Genomic DNA, 20832 nt, shown 5'->3' with positions numbered 1-20832 from the left:
AACTCTACGCCGGCAACGCGGGCGCCAACATGACCGGAAGATTACCGCAATGTCATGTTCCGGTCAGACGTGCGTAGGGTGGCCTTGGCTACGCTTGGCATGCTTTCTACCAGGACTGATGACATGCGACGCCACCCCAGTACCCGCCTTGTGCTGCCCGATTTACCCCGCCGCCGCTTCGTGCAAGGGCTGGTTGCCGGCGGCGTGGTGGCCAGCCTTGCTGGCGTCGGCGGCAGCGCGTGGGCGCAGCATGTGGGCCAGCGCGCCGGGCAGGCTGCCCCGGCCGGCTCCGGCTCGGCGCCGGTCCTGCGCGGCACCGAGTTCGACCTGGTGATCGGCGAGTCGCTGGTCAACTTTACCGGCAAGCCGGCCATTGCCACCACCATCAACGGCATGCTGCCCGGCCCGACGCTGCGCTGGCGCGAGGGCGACACGGTCACCATCCGCGTGACCAACCGCCTGCGCGAGGCCACTTCGATCCACTGGCACGGCATCATCCTGCCGTTTGAGATGGACGGCGTGCCGGGCATCAGCTTTGCCGGCATCCCGCCCGGCCAGACCTTCACCTACCGCTTCAAGGTCGCGCAGACCGGCAGCTACTGGTACCACTCGCATTCGGGCTTCCAGGAAATGACCGGTGTGTACGGCGGCATCGTCATCGATCCGGCCACGGGCCAGGAAAGTGTGCGGGCCGACCGCGACCACACCGTGCTGCTGTCGGACTGGACCGACGAAGATCCGATGCGGGTGCTGACCAAGCTCAAGGTCCAGGGCGACTACTACAACTACAACCAGCCGACCGTGGTCGACTTCTTCCGCGACGTCTCGCGCGACGGGCTGAAGCAGGCGCTGGACAAGCGCAGCATGTGGAACCAGATGCGGATGAGCCCGACCGACCTGGCCGACCTGTCCAGCGCCACGCTCACGCACCTGGCCAACGGCGTCACGCCGGCCGGCAACTGGACTGGGCTGTTCCGGCGTGGCGAGACCGTGCGCCTGCGCTTTATCAACGGCTCGGGCAACACCTTCTATGACGTGCGCATCCCCGGGCTGAAGCTGCGGGTGGTGCAGGTCGACGGCCAGGATATCGAACCGGTCACGGTCGATGAATTCCGCTTCGGCCCCGGCGAGACCTGCGATGCGATTGTCGAACCGCGCGACGACGCTTACACGCTGTTCGCGCAATCGATGGACCGTACCGGCTATGCGCGCGGCACGCTGGCGGTCAGGGAAGGGCTGGCGGCGCCGGTGCCCGCGCTAGACCGGGCCGAATGGCTGACCATGACCGACATGATGGGCGCGATGACGGGCAACGGCGGGCATGGCGGTCATGCGGGACACGGCGGCATGCAGCACGGCGCCACGCCGATGCAGGGCATGGACCACGCCGGCATGGACCACAGCCAGCACGCCATGGCCGCCGCCGACCCGCTCAAGGTCCCCAGCAAGACCGCCCGCCACGCCCGCACCGAATACGGTCCGGGCACCGACATGCGCGTCGACATGGCCCGCACCTACCTGGACGATCCCGGCATCGGCCTGCGCAACAACGGCAGGCGCGTGCTGACCCTGGCCGACCAGCACACCATCGGCGGCGCCATGGATGCGCGCGGCCCCGGGCGCGAGGTCGAGCTGCACCTGACCGGCAATATGGAGCGCTACACCTGGTCCTTCGACGGCGTCGAGTTCGGCAAGTCGACGCCGATCCACTTCAAGCACGGCGAACGGCTGCGCGTGATCCTGCACAACGACACCATGATGACCCACCCCATGCACCTGCATGGCATGTGGAGCGAGCTGGAAACGCCGGACGGCAGCTTCCAGGCGCGGCGCCACACCATCCCGGTGCAGCCGGCGCAGCGCATCAGCTTCCTGGTCACCGCCGATGCGCTGGGACGCTGGGCCTGGCATTGCCACCTGATGCTGCATATGGATGCGGGCATGTTCCGCGAAGTGGTGGTGGCGTGATGGTTCAACCTGAATTCGCAATCTCCATGCACAGGCACAAGAAGACGATACTGGCCGTGGCGCTGGCCTTGACCGCAATCGGCGCAGCCCAGGCGCAGGACCCGCATGCCGGCCATGCGCACCAGCACGATGCCCCGGCCGCCATGCAGGGCATGGACCATGGGCAGATGCAGGGCATGGAGCAGGACGGGATCCAGACCATGGACGGTGGCGGTGCGCCGACGCCGGACACGCAGGGCATGGCCGCCCCTGCCATGGACCACGGCGACATGAAGATGCAGGGCGGCAGCGCGCCGCCCGACGCCCGCGATCCGCATGCCTATTCCGGCGGCTACCAGCTGGGCGTCGGCAAGTACGCGCTGGGCGACAAACGCCAGCTGGTGATGGCCGACGAGCACCTGTTCGCCTCGGTGCTGGTCGACCGCCTGGAGTGGGCCCACGCCAATGGCAGCAATGCCGCCGCCTATGAAGCGCAGGCGTGGTTCGGCAACAGCTACGACAAGCTGGTGCTCAAGGCCGAGGGCGAAGCGTCGAAGGGCAAGCTGCACGAGGCCCGCACCGAGCTGCTGTGGGGACACGCCGTGGCCAGCTACTGGGATACGCAACTGGGCCTGCGCAACGACACCGGCAGCGGGCGCCCGGCGCGCAACTGGCTGGCGTTCGGGGTGCAGGGGCTGGCGCCGTACTGGTTCGAGGTCGATGCCACTGCCTATGTCGGCACCAGCGGCCGCACCGCGCTGCGGCTGTCCGCCGAATACGAATTGCTGCTGACGCAGCGCCTGATCCTGCAACCACGCATCGAAGCCAACCTCTATGGCAAGAACGACCCGGAGGTGGGCATCGGCAGCGGCTTGTCCAACGGCACCGTGGGGCTGCGGCTGCGCTATGAGTTCAGCCGGCAGTTCGCGCCGTATATCGGCGTGGAGCGCTACCAGACCTTCGGCAATACCGCCGACATGATCCGGACCTCTGGCGGCAAGGCGGGCGAAACGCGTTTCGTCGCCGGTGTCCGGGTCTGGTTCTGACACCACAACTTCATCATCCCCAAGCGGAGACAACCATGCATGCCAATCGCCCCCTGATCCAGACCCTGCTTGCCGCAACCGCCGCGCTGGCCAGCAGCATCGCCTTCGCGCACCCGAAGCTGGTGTCGTCCACGCCGGCGGACAAGGCCGAGGTGGCCGCGCCGCAGAAGATCGAACTGCAGTTCTCCGAGAGCCTGGTCACCCAGTTTTCCGGCGCCAACCTGGTGATGACCGGCATGCCGGGCATGGCTGACCATGCGCCGATGAAAATGGCCGTGAAAGTCTCCGGCAGCGACGACCCCAAGACCATGGTGATCACGCCCACGCAGCCGCTGCCGCCGGGCAGCTATCGGGTGGACTGGCGGGCGGTGTCGTCCGATACCCATCCCGTCAACGGCAAGATTGCCTTCACGGTGAAGTGATTGCAGCAGCCGGACTGGGTGGCCGCCGGGCTGCGCCTGGCGCTCTATTTCGACCTGGCCTTGCTGTTCGGGCTGCCGCTGTTCTGCACCTATGCGCTGCATCGGGGGGAACGGGCCTCACGCTTTGCAAAGCGTTGCCAGGCGCTTGCGCTGGGCTGCGCCATCGCCGGCATCGGGCTTTCGCTGGCTGCCCTTGTGGTGATGGCGCTGGCCATGACAGGGGAGTCCGACTACGCCGCGTTGCAGGCCCACGTCTTCGCCATGATCGTCACAGGGACGGATTTCGGGCTGGCGTGGTCGGTGCGCCTGGCGGCCCTGCTGCTGTTCGTGCTGGCCTGCGTGTCCTGGCGCAGGCGGCCGGGCGCGCGCTTCACTGCGCTGGCCGGGTTCGGCGGGATTGCGCTGGCGACGCTGGCCTGGGGCGGCCACGGCGCGATGCATGAGGGCGCCTTGCGCTATCTCCACCTGAGCGCCGACGTGGCGCACCTGCTGGCCGCCGGCGCCTGGGTCGGCGCGTTGGCCGCGTTCGTGCTGCTGTCGCTGGCGCGGCCGGTATCGGACCGGGCGGCGGTGGTGCTGCTGAGCCGCACCTCGAACGGGTTTGCCCGTATCGGCACCATCATTGTTGCCACGCTGCTGCTGACCGGCGCGCTCAACTACTGGTTCATCGTGGGCCCGGCGCTGCCGGATCTTGCGCCGATGTCCTATGGCGGGCTGCTTGTCGCAAAACTCGCGCTGTTCGTGGCGATGCTTGGCCTGGCTGCCGCGAACCGCTTCCGCCTGAGCCCGCGGCTGGCGTTGGCGGTGCAGGCCGGGGAGCATCGGGCGGCGACGCTGGCGTTGCGGCGCAGCCTGCTGCTGGAGGCGTGCGCCGCCGCGCTGGTGATGGCCCTGGTAGCCATGCTGGGGATGCTGTCTCCGGCGCCGCCGTGAGTCCCGCGGCCATCAGACATAAGCAATCAGACGCCCGGCGCAGATCACCAGCGACCACGTCACCATCGAGACAATGGCGCTGACGCGCGCGCCGGCCGGCGGCGCGACGCCGCTGTCCCAGCCCGGTTGCCCGGCATGCAGGCTGCGATAGGGACCGAAGTGGAACCACAGCACATTGGCCAGCGCCAGTGCAATCAGGCACAGCTTGGCCAGGAACGCGGGATTGGCGGCCAGCTCATCGGCATGGGCCAGGAACAGCAGCACGCCGCTGGCCGCGACCGCAATGAAGGCGCCGACGGTGAAGGGCAGCGCATGGCGCAACAGCAGGCTCACCGGCAGCCGCCGGCCGAGCCCGGCCAGGCGCATGTCGACCACGAAGATGGAGCCGAACAGCAGCGCCATGCCGGCCAGGTGGACGATCTCTACCGCGGGATAGGCCCAGGCCGAACTGCGCAGGGCCATCGGGAACGGCAGCCGCGCCAGCGCGCCGGCCCACTCCGTCCATTGCGCGAACAGCACCGACATGCGGCGCGCGCCCGCTCAGCGCAACTCGACGGTCTTGCCGTCCACGGTGATGCGCTCGGCGCGCAGCTCGTCGGCCTTTTCCTTGCTGGCGTAGCCGACCAGCGTGACCTCGCGCCCCACGGCCACCTTGTCGCCGGTGGCGCCGCGCGCCTCCATCCGCGACACGGGTGCCAGCACGGCCAGCCAGCGCTTGCCGCCGGCATCGATGCGGATATGCGCGTGGGGGTTCTCGTAGTGGCTCTCGACGATCTTGCCGGTCAGCGTCAGCGGCTTGGTCTCGTCGTAGGTGGACCAGCCGTGATGGGCAATGGCCGGCACGGCCGCCAGCGCCAGCGCGGCGCTGGCGGCAAAGAGGGCGGGGCGGAACAGGGCGCGGAAGCTGGGCATGGGTGGTCTCCGGTCAGGACAGGTGCAGTATAGGCGCCGATCCCGGCCGCGGCAGGGAGACTTATGCGCGGCACGAGTCGGCGCGCTGCACCAGCCGGTGCAGGCTAGGACTCATGGGCTTGAGCGCGGCGCGTTCGGCCGTGAGCGCGATCGCCAGGTTGCTGCGGCGGCCGCGCAGCGCCGCCTCGAGCAGGGTCAGGCTGACGATGTCGCGCTGTGCATGGCTGCCGCCGAAGCGGTGGGCGATCAGGCGCACCGGCATCAACAGGTCGATGGCGGTGCTGTAATCGCCCTGGTCGAACGCGATCAGGGCATCGGCCACCGGCAGCCCCACATCGCGCGACATCATGGCATTGGTGCCGTTGCCCAGGGCGGCGCGCTCCAGCGCGGCGCGGACCTGGTCGGCGGCAGCGGGCCGGTGCGCGCCCAGGCTGGCCATCACGGCATGGACATCGTTGAAGGCGTAGTAGCCGGCCGCGCCGCGGCCGAGCCAGTCGTCCGCCACCGGCTGCCAGCGCCGGCCCACGTCCACGCCGCGCAGGTGCAGCCGCCACAGCAGCGCGGAGGCATCCACCAGGTCCAGCGCGATCGCCGGCGCGGGGCGCTTGATATAGCGGTCGTACAGCGCCAGCACCTCGTCGGTCCTGCCCGCTTCCAGCTGGAACAATGCCAGGTGCCACCAGTTGTGCACGGCCAGCATATTGTCGTCGGACCAGTCGTCGCGGCGCCCGTCCAGCCAGGCGATACCGTCGTCCAGCCGGCCCTGCATCTCCATCACGTGCGCCACCGCGTGCACGGCCCACGGGTCGCGCGGATTGAGCTCGAGCGCGCGCCGGCCGCTTTCCTCGGCGCGCTCGTAGAGCTGGGTTTCTTCCAGGCCGAAGGCATGCATGCCGAGCAGGTAGCCGTAGCCCGGCATGCCGGCATCCCAGTGCGGCAGCGCCTGCGCCACGCGGTCGCGCAGCATCGATGACTGCCCCAGCAGGAAGTCGCCGAGATGCGCGGTCTGGATCGCCAGCAGGTCGCGTGGATAGTCGATCACGATATCGCCGTAGAGCCGGACCGAGCGCTCGAACTCGCCGTCCAGCCAGGCCCGTGCCGCGGCGATGTGGCGGCGCTCGCGGTCGTTGGCGCGGGCGTGCCGGGCTTCGCCGGCTTCGACGCTCTGGCGCAGCATGGGCTCGGCCATGCCGTCGCCAGAGGTGACCATCAGCGCGGCGCGCAGCGCGTGGCCCATGGCGAAGTCGGGGTCGGCGGCCAGCGCCGTGTCGATGGCGGCGAGCGGGTCGCCGTAGTAGCCGTTCAGCAGTTGCAGGGCGGTCTCATACTGCTCGACCGAGCGGGCGTTCTGGGTCGAGACCGGAAGGTCCCGTGAATCCGTGAGTGCCATGGCAATCTCCGTGCGCCCGCGGCAGCGGGGCTGTCACGAACCATCGTAGACGGCAAAACGCCCCGTGTAACGGATGCGGCGGGGTGCGCCGCACCATGCCTGCCGCAAGGCGCACGGCCGGGGTGCGTTGTGCGCTATATGCCGCTGCCGCCATATCGTTGCCGTGTGTCGGTTAAACTGCCGCATCCCCAATCACGACCTCACGACCAGGTTTCCCATGAAAACACTTGCGCTTTTCCTCGGCACCCTGACCTTGGCCTGCGCCGCCTCCGCTGCCGCCCCGGCCGCCTCGGCCCCGGCCGCACCCGCTGCGGCGCCGCAGACGCTGGCGTCGGGCATGACCATCCAGCACCTGATCAAGGGCAATGGCGCCTCGCCCAAGGCCACCGACTCGGTGCAGGTCCACTACCGCGGCACGCTGGCCGACGGCACCGAGTTTGACAGCTCGTACAAGCGCGGCCAGCCGATCTCGTTCCCGCTCAACCGCGTGATCCCGTGCTGGACCGAAGGGGTGCAGGCGATGCAGGTGGGCGGCAAGGCCAAGCTGACCTGCCCGCCGGCCACGGCCTACGGCGCGCGCGGCGTGCCGGGCACGATTCCGCCGAACGCCACGCTTACCTTCGAGGTGGTGCTGCTGGGGATCGGCGGCTAAGACCCCGCGTCAGCGCGGCGCCTGCGGCTGCGCGGGCGCAGGCGTGCCCGCCGGCGCCTCCGCGGCGGGTGCTGCGGCCGTGCCGCCGTCGTCGTCTTCGTCGTAGTCCGGCAGCGACGTGTTCTCTCCCAGCAGGTAGCGGCGCCGCTGCAGGTAGGCATCGCGCACAAAGGCGTACTTGTCCAGCGCCGCCAGCTTCAGCAGGTCGGTGGCGCCCAGCAGGTTGGTGCGCACGTCCACCACGTTCATCCCGAACAGCGAATTGCGCACCGCCGGCTCGGCATAGGTGGTCGGGTCGAACTGGAAATTCACATACAGGCCCACGCCGTCGCGGAATGAGCTGGGGCCGAACAGCGGCAGCACCAGGTAGGGTCCCGACGGCACGCCCCACGTGCCCAGCGTCAGGCCGAAATCCTGCGAATGCTTCTGCAGCCCGGCGGGCGTGGCGATGTCGATCAGTCCGCCGATACCCAGCACGGAATTGATCGCGACCCGCATGAAGCTCTCCGCTGCCTCAACGCCCTTGCCCTGCAGCAGGTTGTTGGCAAAGTTGCCGATGTCCGCGATGTTCGAATAGAAATTGGTGACCGCGGTGCGCACCGGCTCCGGCGTGACCGCCTTGTAGCCCTTGGCCACCGGCACGGCCACGTACTGGTCGAGCTTGTCGTTGACGGTGAAGACCGCGCGGTTCATCGGCTCGAGCGGATCGTCGGGACTGGCTTGCGGGCCGGTGGCGCAGCCGGCGAGCAGGGCGGCGGCAATGGCGGTGGTGGCAACGGATGTAGCGCGCTGGCGTAAAGGCATTGTACGAAGGGGGTCGGGGTCGGCCGCATCGGGTTTGTGATTATGACCGGGCGGCCTTGTCATGTTTGTGATGGGCGCCTTCGCGCGGGCGGCCCATCAGGATCGGCTGGAAGAACACCGCGCCGACCAGCGTGCACGCCAGTGCCAGCGCCAGCAGCTTGCCCATGCTGGCGGTGCCGGGATGCTGCGACAGCCACAGGCTGCCGAAAGCGGTGGCGGTGGTGGCCGCGCTGTACAGCACGGCGTGCGTCAGGCTGGACTGCAGCAGCTGGGTCTTGCCGTGCCGCCAGGCAATCACGTAGTAGATCTTGAACGCGACGCCCACGCCCAGCAGCAGCGGCAGCGCGATCACGTTGGCAAAGTTCAGCGCAATGCCGAACAGCACGCACAATTCCAGCGTGACGATGGCCGAAACCAGCAGCGGTATCAGCGTGCGCAGCACATCGCCGAAGCGGCGCAGCGTGATCCATAGCAGGATGGTGATTGACACCACCGCCCAGATGCCGGCCTGCGCAAAGGCGGCCATGATGGTATCGGCCGAGCCGCGGATCGCGATCGGCCCGCCGGTGGCGGTCGGCTCCACGCGCTGCACCGCGGTGATGAAGCGGTCCAGCGCGGCCTCGCGCTGTGCGCTGGCGGGCGGCGGCAGCTTCGGGCTGACGTTGACCAGCGCGCGCCCGTCCGGCGTGATCCAGTCGCGCACCAGTTCGGGCGGCAGCGTCTGCTCGCTGACGGGTTGCGGGCCCAGCGCCAGCTTCAGCCGTGCCAGCGCCAGCTGCAGCGGCACGGCGATGGCGCGCTCGGCGCGGTCGCGCGTGGCGGCGTCGGCGGCCGCCAGCTGCTTCAGCGTGGCGGACAGGTGCGCGGCTTCGGCCGCGCCCGGACCGGGATGCTCGTCGGCGGCGATGGCCAGCTGCCGCGCGGCATTGCGCAGCGCACTGACGCGCGCGCTGTCGGTGGCGGGCGTGGCGGTGGGCTGCGTCAGCGCCGGCATCAGCGCGGCCGAGGCCTGGCCGATGGCCTGCAGCTTGGGCGGCTGGTCTGCGGGGATGAAAGTCTGCAGCGTGACCGCGCGCGCCACCTCGGGCAGCGCCGCCAGCTTGCCGGCCAGATCGCGCGCGGCCGGCAGCGAAGGCGCCAGCACGCTGACATCGTCGGTGCCGGCCTGCGGCGCGTCCTTGAGCGCCAGCAGCGTGGCCATCGATTCGGACCTGGGGTCCTTCAGGTGCAGCGGGTCGAAGTCAAAGCGCAGGTGCGGCAGCAGCGGCGCGCCTGCCAGGATCGCGAGCAGGGTGACCAGCAGCACCGGCTTGCGATAGCGGTCGAAGAACCGGTCCGCGGGCGCCAGCCACGCGAAGCCCGGCGCCTCGGGCTCGCCGCCGGGCTTGAGCACGCAGATCAGCGCCGGCAGCAGCGTGAAGGTGGTGGCGAATGCCACCATCATGCCCACGCCGGCGATCAGCCCCAGCTCGGCCACGCCGCGGTAGTCGGTGGGCAGGAAGCAGAAGAACGCCGCCGCCGTGGCCGCGGCCGCCAGCGCCAGCGGAGCGCCCACCGCGCGCGCGGCCAGCCCCAGCGCTTCGACGATATGGTCGCGGTCATGGCGCTCGGCGCGGTAGCGCACGCCGAACTGGATGCCGAAGTCCACCCCCAGCCCGACGAACAGCACCGCGAACGCCACCGAGATCATGTTCAGCGCGCCAACCATGGCCAGCCCCAGCGCGGCGGTGATGAGCAGCCCGGCAAACAGGCTGGCCAGCACCGCAACGATCAGCCGCGCCGAGCGCAAGGCCAGCCACAGGATCAGCACCACCACCAGCACCGTCAGCACGCCGTTGAGCACGGCGCCGTCGCTGACCGAGGCGAATTCATCGTCGGCCAGCGCCTGCGGGCCGGTCAGCCGCACCGTGGCCTGGTAGCGCTGCGCCAGCTGCAGCTCGGCCGCCGCCTGCCGGATCGCGCGCGAGGCGGCGGCCCCGGCCTGCAGGTCGCTGTAGTCCAGCACGGGGCTGAGCGCGATGTAGCTGTAGACCTGGCCATCGGGCCCGGGCTTGAGGCTGTCGTCGAGCAGCCCTGCCCAGGACAGCGCGACGGGCTTGCCGGCCAGCACCTGGTCTAGTGTCCGTGCACTGCTGCCCAGCAGCCTGGCCATGTCGCCCAGCTTTACCTGCCCCATCTGCAGCGGCAGCGCCAGCGTGGTGGCGAGGAGATCGGACAGGCCGCGCAGGGTCGGGTCATGCGCGAGCGCGTTGACGAGCGGGCGCGCCTGCATCAGCTGTTGCGTGAGCTGGCGCACTTCATCGGTGCTGGCGAACAGCAATCCGTTGCGCGCGAAGAACGCACCGCCGCCGGGCTGGCTGACCGCGGTGAAGCGTGCCGGCTGGCGGCGCAGCGCCTCGGCCAGCGCGTCGGCGGCGGCATCGGCCAGCTCGGTCGCGGGCGCCTGCACCACCGCCAGGATCAACTGGTTGCGCTGGGGAAAGGCGTCGCCGATGGCGGCATCGCGCACCGCCCAGGGGGCGTCGGATTCCAGCAGGCGGCCGATGTCGGTGTTGATCGCAAAGTTGCGGGCCACGTAGACGCCGCTGACGGCGGTCAGCAATGCCGCCAGGATGATGACGCGCCACGGCCAGGCAGTGGCAAGCCGGACAATGCGTGTCAGCAGCGAAGTCAGCATGGGCGGATCCGGAAGGAGCACGAACCGCGAGTATATCGGCTGGCAGCGTGGCGCATGCGGCATGCGCGGCCCGGGCATCCGCGATTCAGGCCGATCCGCTATAAACTGTCAGCCTGGCATCGGCGCTGCAGCGCCGGCGCCGCTTCACCGTCCTTCCTGGTTCTCATATCGATGACGATTCACGGTTTGCTTCCCCTGGCGCCGCTTGCGGCGGTGGCCATGGTTTCCGTAGCGCACGCCCAGGCAGTCCAGCCCGGCGACCTGCGCGCCAGCCCCGAGCGGCTGGTGCAGGCCGCGGTGGAGGGCGTGATCGGCACCATCCAGTCCAATCCCGACACCCGCGCCGGCGACCTCGCCAAGATTACCGCGGTGGTGCAGAAGCAGTTCCTGCCCTACACGGATTTCCAGCGCACCACGCGGCTGGCGCTGGGCAGTGCCTGGCGCACGGCCACGCCGGAGCAGCAGCAACAGCTCCATGAGCAGTTCCAGATGCTGCTCGTGCGCAGCTATGCGGTGTCGCTGGCGCAACTGCGCGAGCAGAGCGTCAAGTTCCGCTACCAGCCGGTCAAGTCCGGCAGCGGCGCCACCGATGTGGTGGTGCAGACGCGTGTGATCAACAATGCCGACGAGATGCAGATCGATTACCGGCTGCAGCGCACAGCCAACGGCTGGAAGATCTATGACATCAATATGATGGGGGCGTGGCTGATCGAGGTGTATCGCAAGCAGTTTGCGGACATCGTCGCGCGCAGCGGGGTCGACGGGCTGGTGAAGTACCTGACCACCCATAACGCGCGCCAGGCGTCTGACGCCTGAGCGCCGCACGCCATCAGGGCGAGGCGTGGCCCGTGTGCCGGCTGCGCCGCCAGTGGCGCAGCTCCACCCATTGCCATGACAGCAGCGCGGGCACGCCGAACAGGATCTCGCGCGCGCGCTTGACCAGCGCCAGCGCCAGCGAGACCTGCGCATCCATCCCCAGCACCTGCCCCAGCAGCATCACCACCGCTTCCTGCACGCCCAGCCCGGCCGGCACGAAGAAGGCCACGTGGCGCGCGGCCTGGGTCAGCGATTCGATCGCCAGCGCCTGCCAGACCGGCACCGGATGGCCCAGCAGCATCAGCGCCAGCCAGATCTCCAGCGTGCCGCTGACCAGCCCTGCCAGTTGCCAGCCCAGTGCCGCCAGCAGCTCGCGCCGGCGCCGGTTGAGCGCGCGGATATGGGCATCGAGCCGCGCACCGTCGATCAAGGCGACGATGCGGTGATCTTCGCCAAACAGCTTGCGCGCCGCGCCTTCCAGTTTCTCGAAGATCGCGGTGTGCCGCAGCGACAGCGCGAACAGCACCGGCACCGGCAATGACAGCAGCAGCCCGGCCAGGATGATCCAGGCCCCGCCGCTGTCCTGCAGCGCGGCCACCAGCAGCAGCACCCCCATGGCCGAGAACAGGTACTGCGAGAACAGTGTCAGCATCACTTCAACCACGATGCTGGCGGTGACGGCGGTGGTGTCGCGGATGCGCAGCCGCGTCAGGCGGATGCCGACCAGTTCACCGCCGACCCCCACCGTCGGCAGCAGGCGGTTGACCGCTTCGCGCACCGTGGCGACCCACCACAGGAAACCGAGCCCCGCCTTCTCCTCGGGGTCGGCCGAGGTCAGCAGGACGCGCCAGCCTTGCGCATCGAGCAGCAGCGGCAGTGCATGCAGGGGCACCAGCAACAGCAGCAGCCAGCCGCCCTGCGCCACGATGGCGGCGATGTCGCTGGCGCCTTGGTGGATCACCAGTGCGGTGAGCGCCAGCAGCCCGATCAGGCCGGTCAGGTAAGCAATGCGTTTCATCTTGAACAATCAGGGCACCAGCACGTCGGCAAAGCCGCCGCGCCGGTTGGCCGCGCGCTCCAGCGCGGCGCGCACGCGCGGCGACAGCAGCGCGGCCAGCTCGTCGGCGTGGCGGTAGCCGCGCATCGATGCGGTAATGGCCTCGCCAGAGATCACGGCCGGATGCAGGTAGATCTCGCCCACGCCCGCGGGCAACTGCGCCAGCGCCTGCAGCAGGGCTGCCTCGTCCATCTGCCCGCTGCGCGCGATGCCGACCACGTAGTCATTGTGCGCGATGCCGGCGCGGTCCAGGCGCCGGCGCAGCAGCGCCAGCCAGGGGCGCAGCGGCAACGGCGCGCCCTGCTCGCGCGGCAGGCGCATCGCGCGCAGGCCGTAGTCGCGCCCGATCGACAGGATCAGCGACAGCACCGTGGGGTGCAGGTGGAAATGCTTGTGCGTGTTGACGTGGTCAAGCGGCAGGCCGGTGGCGGCAAAGGCTTCGAACTGCGCGCGGATCTCCGCCGCCAGCTGGCGGCGCACGCGCGGCAGGAAGAAGAAGCGGCAGCCGTCCAGGGCCATGGCCGAGCCGAAGCGGGCTTCGGCGTCGACCAGGTCGGGGATCCGCGCGCGCGGCAGCGTGGCCGGGCCGTCGGCCAGCACCACGTGCAGCCCCACGCGCAACGACGGCAGCCGGCGCGCGCGCTCGACCGCATCCGCCACGGCGGGCGCGCCCACCATCAGGCTGGCGGCATTGAGCACGCCGTCGCGGTGGGCCAGCTCCACCGCCTCATTGACGGCGGGGTGCAGGCCGAAGTCGTCGGCGGTGACGATCAGCGCGCGTTGCGAGGCACAGGAAAGCGCGTGGGCCAGGATCAGGCCTCGTGCGAGCGCAGGAAGCGGAAGAACTCCACGCCTTCGCGCAGGCGCCGCTTCATCATGTCCCAGCTGCCCAGCATCTCGCGCACGATTTCCCAGATCTTGCCGGGGCGGAAGTAGAAGCGCTTATAGAAGGTCTCCACGCCGTGGTAGATGTCTTCCCTGGACAGGTGCGGATAGCTGATCGCGGCCAGCTGCACGCCCTGGTCGTTGACCAGGTTGATGACCTTGTTTTCCTCGAGCCAGCCGTTCTCCACCGCCTGCCGGTACAGCGTGGTCCCGGGGTAGGGCGCGGCCAGCGACACCTGGATGGTGTGCGGGTTGATTTCCTTGGCGTACTCGATGGTCTTCTCGATGGTCTCGCGCGTCTCGCCCGGCAGGCCCAGGATAAAGGTGCCGTGGATCTGGATGCCCAGCTTGCGGCAGTCCTCGGTGAAGCGGCGCGCGATGTCCGTGCGCAGGCCCTTCTTGATGTTCAGCAGGATCTGGTCGTCGCCGGACTCATAGCCCACCAGCAGCAGGCGCAGGCCGTTCTCCTTCATGATCTTGAGCGTGCTGTACGGCACGTTGGCCTTGGCATTGCAGGACCACGTGACCCCCAGCTGGCCCAGCCCGCGCGCGATCTCTTCCACGCGCGGCTTGAAGTCGGTGAAGGTGTCGTCGTCGAACATGATCTCCTTGACCTCGGGCATGTTCTCCTTGATCCATTTGACCTCGGCGATCACGCTCTCGGCCGAGCGCGTGCGGTAGCGGTGCCCGCCCACGGTCTGCGGCCACAGGCAGAAGGTGCAGCGCGAACGGCAGCCGCGGCCGGTGTAGATCGACACATAGGGGTGCTTCAGGTAGCCGATGAAGTAGTTGTCGATCTTCAGGTCGCGCTGGTAGACCGGCGCCACGAAGGGCAGCTCGTCCATGTTCTCGATCATCGGGCGCTGCCCGTTGTGTTCGAGCGAGCCGTCCGGCAAGCGATAGGACAGGCCCAGGATGTCCTGGAGCGGCTTGCCCGCGGCCACGTCCTGGCAGGTGTAGTCGAACTCCTCGCGGCAGACGAAGTCGATGGCCTCGCTGGCACCCAGCGTGCCGCCCGGATCGACTGCGGGCTTGGCGCCGACCATGCCGATCATCACGTCCGGCTTGCGCTGCTTCAGTTCCTCGGCGAACTTGGCGTCGGTGGGGAACGAGGGCGTGCTGGTGTGGATGATGACCAGTTCATAGTCCGCGGCGATATCCAGCGTCTGCTGCACGGTCAGGCCGTCGGCCGGTGCGTCGAGCACGCGGCTGCCCGGCACCAGTGCGGCGGGCTGCGCCAGCCAGGTCGGGTACCAGAACGACTTGATCTCGCGCTTGGCCTGGTAGCGCGAGCCCGCGCCGCCGTCGAAGCCGTCGAAGGAAGGGGCCTGGAGGAACAGGGTTTTTTTCATTGCGGCCTCTGGGGATGGATGCCGGTGAAGGGTGGGGTTGGGGGTGGGGACTTCGTGGATACGCCGGCCCTCTCCCCCGGCCCCTCTCCCGCAGGCGGGAGAGGGGAGCGAACCGCCGCTGCGTTCAACGTCGTCACATCAACGGACGCTGCCGCAGGACGGCGTGCGGAATAACGCGATGGCGGCTCCCTGTCCGCCTGTTTTCTCCCCTCGCCCGCTTGCGGGAGAGGGGCGGGGGAGAGGGCAGGCGCTCGCCCGGAGTGCTGCCCATCATGTACCGGCAGCACCTGCTCGCGCCACCGCACGCGCTTGCCCGTCAGCGCAACGGCCCAGCCGGCCAGCAGCATCGCATCGCGCAACGGCGCGCGCAACGCAGCGGCCACGCTGCCCGCCATCATGCTGCGCGCGATCACGCCGAGGGTCGCCAGGGCAAGAACAGCAGGGAGCGGCGCCAGCAATACGCCCAGCACCAGCATCGGCCAGGTGAAGGTAATAAAGGTGAAGGCAAAACCCAGCGGATTGAGCGACCTTATCGTGCGCAGCCAGCGCACCTCATGCCGCCAAAGGTCGGCAAAGTGTTCCTCGGTGACATCGGTGCTGACCACCACGTCTGACAGCACCGTGCGCAACCCTTGTCGCCGCGTCAGCTCGCCCAGCCAGAAGTCATCCGCCAGCCGGTCCGCCAATACCTCGAACCCGCCGACCGAAACCAGCGCATCCCGCCGCAGCGCAATCGTCGCGCCAAAGGCAAAGCGTTGCGAGCCGCCCGCGTGGGCGATGCGCACCGACGGCGCGAACCAGTCGTTGATGAACTGCGCGCCGATGCGCGACCACCGCCCGCCAGTCGGATTGCCGCGGTAGAGGCAGGTGACCACGCCCACGCCGGCGTCGGCCAGCGGCGCGGTCACGCGCGCCAGGTAGTCGGGCGGCACGGCGATATCGCTGTCGGCGATCACCAGCACATCGTGCTTCGCTTGTGCGAACAGGTTGACCAGGTTGCTGACTTTCAGGTTGGTGCCGTGCACTTGCGGATCGACCACCAGCGCGATGTCGCACGCCGGGAAGTCGCGGCGCAGCCGTTCGACCACGGCGATGGCGGGATCGTCCGCGGCATGCACGCCGAATACCAGCTGGAACGACGGATGCCGCTGCCGGCACAGCGTGGCCAGGTTCTCGTACAGCCGGGGCTCGGCGCCGCACAGCGGCTTGAGCACGCTGACCGGCGTCGTCGCGGTGCCGCCGCTTGCCGCCGGCGCGCGATGCGACAGCCAGGCCGCGGCCAGCGCATAGGCCGCCGACACGCAGGTCAGCGCAGCGCCTGGGAGGGTGGCGGCAAGTTCCGCGGCCATCGGTAGTGCGGTCAGTGCGTGGCCGCGGCGTTGGCCTCGGCCGGCCGCGGCCGGTTGGCGCGCGGTTTCGCGCGCTGGATTTCCTCGAGCTTGATCTCGACGTGGCGCGAGAACACGTATTCCGCCGGCCGCTGCCGGTCCAGCGCAATATCGGGCGCCATCGGCCCGCTGGTGCGCACGCCGCGCAGGCTCACGCCCAGCGCCTTGAGCGGATGGGCAAAGGTGTCGGCCACGGCGGTGGCCTCATAGCCGCTGTGGACCATGCAGTCGGCGCACTTCTCGTAGTTGCCGGTGCCGTAGGCGTCCCAGTCGGTTTCTTCCATCAGCTCGCGGAAGGTGGCGGCATAGCCCTCGCCCACCAGGTAGCACGGACGCTGCCAGCCGAATACGGTGCGCGCCGGGTTGCCCCACGGGGTGCAGTGGTAGGTCTGGTTGCCGGCCAGGAAGTCCAGGAACAGCGTCGACTGGCTGAAGGCCCAGTTCTTGCCGGCGCGGCCGCGGCTGAGGATGTCGCGAAACAGCTGGCGGGTCTTGCCGCGGTTCAGGAAGTGCTGCTGGTCCGGCGCGCGTTCATAGGCATAGCCAGGCGACACGGTGATGCCGTCCACGCCCAGCGCCTTGACCGAGTCGAAGAACTTCGCCACGCGCTCGGGCTGGGCATCGTTGAACAGCGTGCAGTTGATATTGACGCGGAAACCCCGTTGCTTGGCCAGCCGGATTGCCTCGACGCAGCGGTCGTACACGCCTTCCTGGCACACCGAGCGGTCATGCATCTCGCGGTCGCCGTCCAGGTGCACCGACCAGATGAAATACGGGCTGGGCTGGTACTGGTCCAGCTTCTTTTCCATCAGCAGCGCATTGGTGCACAGGTAGACGAACTTGCGCCGCGCGATGATGCCTTGCACGATCTGCGGCATGTCCTTGTGCAGCAGCGGCTCGCCGCCGGCGATGGACACCACCGGGGCACCGCATTCATCCACCGCCTCCAGGCATTCCTGCACCGACAGGCGCTGGTTCAGGATGGGATCCGGATAATCGATCTTGCCGCAGCCTGAGCACGCCAGGTTGCAGCGGAACAGCGGTTCCAGCATCAGGGCAAGCGGATAGCGCTTCTGTCGCGACAGATGCTTGCCGACGATGTAGGCGCCCACGCGGGCGACCTGCAGTAGCGGAATAGCCAAGGCAGCTTCCTCTGGTTGGGTTCAGCCGGCGATATTCTCGTTGGCGGTGGCCGGTGCGGCCGCGACTGCGGCGGGTTCCTTGCCGGCCTTGCGCGGGGCCGATTGCGGCTTTACGTCGGCCAGTTCGGGCGGCAGCCGGAACTCGGCATGTTCCTCGCGCCCGGCCATGGTGGTGACATCCACCGGGCCCAGCCGGCGCAGCGCGTTGATCACGTCCTCGACCATTTCCTCGGGGGCGGAGGCGCCGGCGGTGATGCCCACCACGTTGGCGTCGCGCACCCAGGCGGGGTCCAGCTCGGCGCCTTCGGCGATCAGGTAGCTGGGCACGCCGCTTTCAGTGCCGATCTCGCGCAGGCGGTTGGAGTTGGAGCTGTTCGTCGCGCCGATCACCAGGATCACGTCGGCCAGCTTGCACAGGTCGCGCACCGCGCTCTGGCGGTTCTGCGTGGCGTAGCAGATATCGCGCGTATCGGGACCGACCAGGTTGCTGAAGCGGCGCCCGAGCGCGGCGATGATATTGCGGGTGTCGTCCACGCTCAGCGTGGTCTGCGTGACATAGGCGACCGGGGTGTCGGCGGGCAGGTCCAGCTGCGCGACCTCGGCCTCGTTCTGCACCAGGATCACCTTGCCCGGGATCTGGCCCATGGTGCCTTCCACTTCCGGGTGGCCGGCATGGCCGATCAGGATCACGGTGCGGCCGCTGGCCGCGTACTGGCGGCCCTGGGTATGGACCTTGATCACCAGCGGGCAGGTGGCGTCGATGGCATGCAACTGGCGCTGGCTGGCATCGGCGATGACCTCGCGCGAGACCCCGTGCGCGCTGAAGATCGTCACGGCGCCGGTCGGGACTTCGTCCAGTTCTTCGACGAAGCGCGCCCCCTTGTCCTTCAGTCCCTCTACGACGTGCTTGTTGTGCACGATCTCATGCCGCACGAACACCGGGGCGCCATGCTTGACGAGGGCGCGGTCGACGATCTCGATCGCGCGCACCACGCCAGCGCAGAAGCCCCGGGGCTGAGCAAGAATCACCTGCATAGAGTAAGCCCCCCGACCCTTTGCAACGGGTTTCAGTGTTTGGGATGGCGGGACAGGAAATGCACCGGCATCCACCGGAGATCCACCGCAGATCACATTTCCGTCGCACGGTGGTTACTATATACCCGACACGCCGGCTTTGTCTGGAGTCGCCTTGGCCAGCGCGAGGCTGGCCCGGGGCGACTCCGCCTCACGGGAAAACGGGCTTATGACGAAAAACGATGACGTGCTGGTGACAGGCGCCTCGGGCTTTCTGGGCTCGGCGGTGGTGCGCAGGGCGCTGGCACGCGGCTTCCGGGTGCGCGTGCTGGTGCGCCCGCAAAGCCCGCGCGCCAACTTGGCCGGGCTGCCGGTGAGCGTGGCGGAAGGCGACATGCGCGACGCCGGCGCGGTGGCTGCCGCGCTGCAGGGCGTGCGCTACCTGTTCCATGTGGCCGCCGACTACCGGCTGTGGGCGCCGGACCCCGAGGAGATCGTGCGCACTAACGTCGACGGCACCCTGGCCGTGATGGAGGCCGCGCAGCAGGCCGGCGTCGAGCGGGTGGTCTATACCAGCAGCGTGGCGACGCTGCGCGTGGCCGGCGCGCGGGCGCCGGTGGACGAGACCGCGGCGCTGCGCCCGCACGAGGCCATCGGCGCCTACAAGCGCAGCAAGGTGCTGGCCGAGCGCGTGGTCGAAAAACTGGTGGCCGAGCGCGGCCTGCCGGCGGTCATCGTCAACCCGTCCACTCCGATCGGCCCGCGCGACGTGCGGCCGACGCCGACCGGGCGCATCATCGTCGAGGCGGCCACGGGCAAGATCCCCGCCTTTGTCGATACCGGCCTGAACCTGGCGCATGTGGATGACGTGGCCGAAGGGCATTTCCTGGCGCTGGAACGCGGCCAGGCCGGCGAGCGCTACATCCTGGGCGGCCAGGACGTGATGCTGCAGCAGATGCTGCGTGACATCGCGCAGCTGTGCGGCCGGCGCCCGCCGACCATGCAGCTGCCGCGCTGGCCGCTGTACCCGCTGGCGTACGGGGCGGAGGCGGCGGCACGCTTTACCGGCAAGGAGCCGTTCATCACTGTAGATGGACTCAATATGTCCCGGTACCGGATGTTCTTTACATCAGACAAGGCGCGCAAGGTGCTGGGCTATCAGCCGCGGCCATACCAGGAGGGTTTGCGGGACGCGCTGGAGTGGTTCCGGGCGCAGGGGTATCTCGACAAGCGCTAAGCTGGCAGGGAGCGCTCAGGACCGCACCGGCGCCTGCGCCCGGCCCTTCCACTGCCCGCCGCGCCGCAGCCAGTAGCGCCGTGCCGAGTCGATGGTTGCCCCCAGGTAGAACAGCGCCGTGACCGGCAGCAGCGGCGCCAGCCACGCCGGCTGCCGGTATTCGCGCAGCATCGGCAGGTAGGCCAGGGTCATCGCGCCCCAGGCCAGCCATGCCGGCCACAGCCGCCAGCCGAGCGCCAGCACCGGCGGCACCAGGTAGGTCAGCACCATGCCCGCCACCGCGCCGGCCAGCAGCGGCGGCGAGTAGCGCAATTGCGTATAAGCGCTGCGCGCGATCATGTCCCACAGGCTGCGCCAGTCGTTGTAGGGCCGCAACGACACGCTGTCGTCGGCCAGGTCCAGCCGGATCGCGCCGCCGGGCTTGATGCGCGCGGCCAGGCCGCAGTCGTCGATCAGCTCGCCGCGGATGGCGGCAAAGCCGCCAATGCGCGCCAGCGCCGCGCGGCTGGCCAGCATGCAGCCCCCGGCCGCGGCCGCCACGCGGCAGCGGGCATCGCGCACGCGGGCGAAGGGGTAGAGCTTGGCGAAGAAGAAGACAAAGGCCGGCACGATCAGCCGTTCCCAGGCGGATTCGCAGCGCAGCCGGACCATCAGCGAGACCAGGTCGCGCCGTTCGTGCTCGGCGCGCGCCACCAGACCGGCCAGCACGCCGGGGCCGTGCCAGATATCGGCATCGGTCAGCCAGACGTAGCGGGCCTGCGGGGCGATGCCGTCGGCCGCGGCCAATCCTTCGGACTGCGCCCAGACCTTGCCGCTCCAGCCGGCCGGCAGCTCGCGAGCGCCGATCACGGTCAGCCCCCGCGGGCGCGCGGTGGCCGCGGCGGCGGCGCGGGCGATATCGGCGGTGCCGTCCTGGCTGTGGTCGTCCACCACCACCAGCGCCAGCCGGCCCCGGTAGCGCTGGCCCAGCACGCCGGCCACGGCGCGGCCGATCACGTCGGCCTCGTTGCGGGCGGGGATGACCGCGACCACCTCCGGCCAGGCTGCGGGATCCGGTGCGGCAGCCGGCTTGCGCACGCGCCAGAAGCCCGCGCGGGCAAAGATCAGCACCAGCCAGACCGCCAGCGACAGCAGCGACAATGCCAACGCAAGGTGCAT

General features: G+C 69.2%; 18 protein-coding genes and 1 pseudogene. 7 read left to right on the top strand and 12 right to left on the bottom strand.

Going from position 1 to position 20832, the window contains the following annotated elements; all coding sequences use genetic code 11:
• Positions 1 to 123: 123 nt before the first annotated feature.
• Genes I6H87_RS29775 through copD form a run of 4 tightly spaced genes read left to right on the top strand, consistent with a single transcriptional unit; the run spans position 124 to position 4348 of the window.
• Positions 124 to 1968, top strand: a complete 1845-nt coding sequence (locus I6H87_RS29775) for a copper resistance system multicopper oxidase (protein WP_011617697.1) — start codon at positions 124 to 126, stop codon at positions 1966 to 1968.
• A 26-nt stretch (positions 1969 to 1994) separates the two neighbouring features.
• Complete coding sequence (locus tag I6H87_RS29770) at positions 1995 to 2993, top strand: copper resistance protein B (RefSeq protein WP_010810952.1); 999 nt, start codon at positions 1995 to 1997, stop codon at positions 2991 to 2993.
• 35 nt (positions 2994 to 3028) lie between these two features.
• Positions 3029 to 3415 carry a copper homeostasis periplasmic binding protein CopC gene (gene copC / locus I6H87_RS29765; RefSeq protein WP_010810953.1) on the top strand — a complete coding sequence of 129 codons (387 nt, stop codon included), beginning with the start codon at positions 3029 to 3031 and terminating at the stop codon, positions 3413 to 3415.
• Entirely contained in the window at positions 3416 to 4348 is a 933-nt protein-coding gene (copD, locus tag I6H87_RS29760; RefSeq protein WP_010810954.1) for a copper homeostasis membrane protein CopD, read from the top strand.
• Positions 4349 to 4360: 12 nt separating this feature from the next.
• Here the strand turns inward: copD and I6H87_RS29755 are convergent, their stop codons facing one another.
• From I6H87_RS29755 to I6H87_RS29745, 3 genes are all read right to left on the bottom strand, one after another.
• Positions 4361 to 4873, bottom strand: a complete 513-nt coding sequence (locus tag I6H87_RS29755; RefSeq protein WP_010810955.1) for a DUF6644 family protein — start codon at positions 4871 to 4873, stop codon at positions 4361 to 4363.
• Between the two features lie 15 nt (positions 4874 to 4888).
• The gene (locus I6H87_RS29750; RefSeq protein WP_011617694.1) at positions 4889 to 5260 is read right to left on the bottom strand and encodes a DUF6152 family protein; all 372 of its coding nucleotides are present in this window, start codon (positions 5258 to 5260) and stop codon (positions 4889 to 4891) included.
• A gap of 61 nt (positions 5261 to 5321) precedes the next feature.
• Complete coding sequence (locus I6H87_RS29745; protein WP_011617693.1) at positions 5322 to 6650, bottom strand: tetratricopeptide repeat protein; 1329 nt, start codon at positions 6648 to 6650, stop codon at positions 5322 to 5324.
• Positions 6651 to 6867: 217 nt separating this feature from the next.
• Between I6H87_RS29745 and I6H87_RS29740 the strand changes: the two genes are divergently transcribed.
• Positions 6868 to 7302 (top strand): FKBP-type peptidyl-prolyl cis-trans isomerase, encoded by a 435-nt coding sequence (locus I6H87_RS29740; RefSeq protein ID WP_010810958.1) that lies wholly within the window; start codon positions 6868 to 6870, stop codon positions 7300 to 7302.
• A gap of 9 nt (positions 7303 to 7311) precedes the next feature.
• Here I6H87_RS29740 and I6H87_RS29735 read toward each other — a convergent pair whose 3' ends face one another.
• Entirely contained in the window at positions 7312 to 8106 is a 795-nt protein-coding gene (locus tag I6H87_RS29735; protein ID WP_010810959.1) for an MlaA family lipoprotein, read from the bottom strand.
• A gap of 40 nt (positions 8107 to 8146) precedes the next feature.
• Complete coding sequence (gene hpnN / locus I6H87_RS29730; RefSeq protein WP_011617692.1) at positions 8147 to 10783, bottom strand: hopanoid transporter HpnN; 2637 nt, start codon at positions 10781 to 10783, stop codon at positions 8147 to 8149.
• A 171-nt stretch (positions 10784 to 10954) separates the two neighbouring features.
• On the opposite strand from hpnN, the gene I6H87_RS29725 reads away from it, so the two are divergent.
• The gene (locus I6H87_RS29725; protein ID WP_011617691.1) at positions 10955 to 11599 is read left to right on the top strand and encodes an MlaC/ttg2D family ABC transporter substrate-binding protein; all 645 of its coding nucleotides are present in this window, start codon (positions 10955 to 10957) and stop codon (positions 11597 to 11599) included.
• 13 nt (positions 11600 to 11612) lie between these two features.
• On the opposite strand, the gene I6H87_RS29720 is transcribed toward I6H87_RS29725, so the two are convergent.
• From I6H87_RS29720 to ispH, 6 genes and pseudogenes are all read right to left on the bottom strand, one after another.
• Positions 11613 to 12617: a lysylphosphatidylglycerol synthase domain-containing protein gene (locus tag I6H87_RS29720; RefSeq protein WP_037024770.1), complete on the bottom strand. Its 1005-nt coding sequence runs from the start codon at positions 12615 to 12617 to the stop codon at positions 11613 to 11615.
• Positions 12618 to 12626: 9 nt separating this feature from the next.
• The gene (hpnK, locus tag I6H87_RS29715; protein WP_081225814.1) at positions 12627 to 13430 is read right to left on the bottom strand and encodes a hopanoid biosynthesis-associated protein HpnK; all 804 of its coding nucleotides are present in this window, start codon (positions 13428 to 13430) and stop codon (positions 12627 to 12629) included.
• Between the two features lie 38 nt (positions 13431 to 13468).
• The gene (gene hpnJ / locus I6H87_RS29710) at positions 13469 to 14893 is read right to left on the bottom strand and encodes a hopanoid biosynthesis associated radical SAM protein HpnJ (RefSeq protein ID WP_010810964.1); all 1425 of its coding nucleotides are present in this window, start codon (positions 14891 to 14893) and stop codon (positions 13469 to 13471) included.
• 266 nt (positions 14894 to 15159) lie between these two features.
• A pseudogene (gene hpnI, locus I6H87_RS29705) lies at positions 15160 to 16242 on the bottom strand (bacteriohopanetetrol glucosamine biosynthesis glycosyltransferase HpnI); the annotation flags it as partial.
• Between the two features lie 11 nt (positions 16243 to 16253).
• Positions 16254 to 17423 (bottom strand): adenosyl-hopene transferase HpnH, encoded by a 1170-nt coding sequence (gene hpnH / locus I6H87_RS29700; RefSeq protein ID WP_010810966.1) that lies wholly within the window; start codon positions 17421 to 17423, stop codon positions 16254 to 16256.
• 21 nt (positions 17424 to 17444) lie between these two features.
• Entirely contained in the window at positions 17445 to 18458 is a 1014-nt protein-coding gene (gene ispH, locus I6H87_RS29695) for a 4-hydroxy-3-methylbut-2-enyl diphosphate reductase (protein WP_010810967.1), read from the bottom strand.
• A 208-nt stretch (positions 18459 to 18666) separates the two neighbouring features.
• On the opposite strand from ispH, the gene hpnA reads away from it, so the two are divergent.
• Positions 18667 to 19674 (top strand): hopanoid-associated sugar epimerase, encoded by a 1008-nt coding sequence (hpnA, locus tag I6H87_RS29690; protein WP_011617688.1) that lies wholly within the window; start codon positions 18667 to 18669, stop codon positions 19672 to 19674.
• Positions 19675 to 19689: 15 nt separating this feature from the next.
• Here hpnA and I6H87_RS29685 read toward each other — a convergent pair whose 3' ends face one another.
• Positions 19690 to 20832 carry a glycosyltransferase gene (locus I6H87_RS29685; RefSeq protein WP_011617687.1) on the bottom strand — a complete coding sequence of 381 codons (1143 nt, stop codon included), beginning with the start codon at positions 20830 to 20832 and terminating at the stop codon, positions 19690 to 19692.

This window comes from Cupriavidus necator (assembly GCF_016127575.1).
Lineage (GTDB): Bacteria > Pseudomonadota > Gammaproteobacteria > Burkholderiales > Burkholderiaceae > Cupriavidus > Cupriavidus necator_D.
Note: the sequence above shows the minus strand (reverse complement) of the source record. Positions and strands in the feature narration are given on the sequence as shown.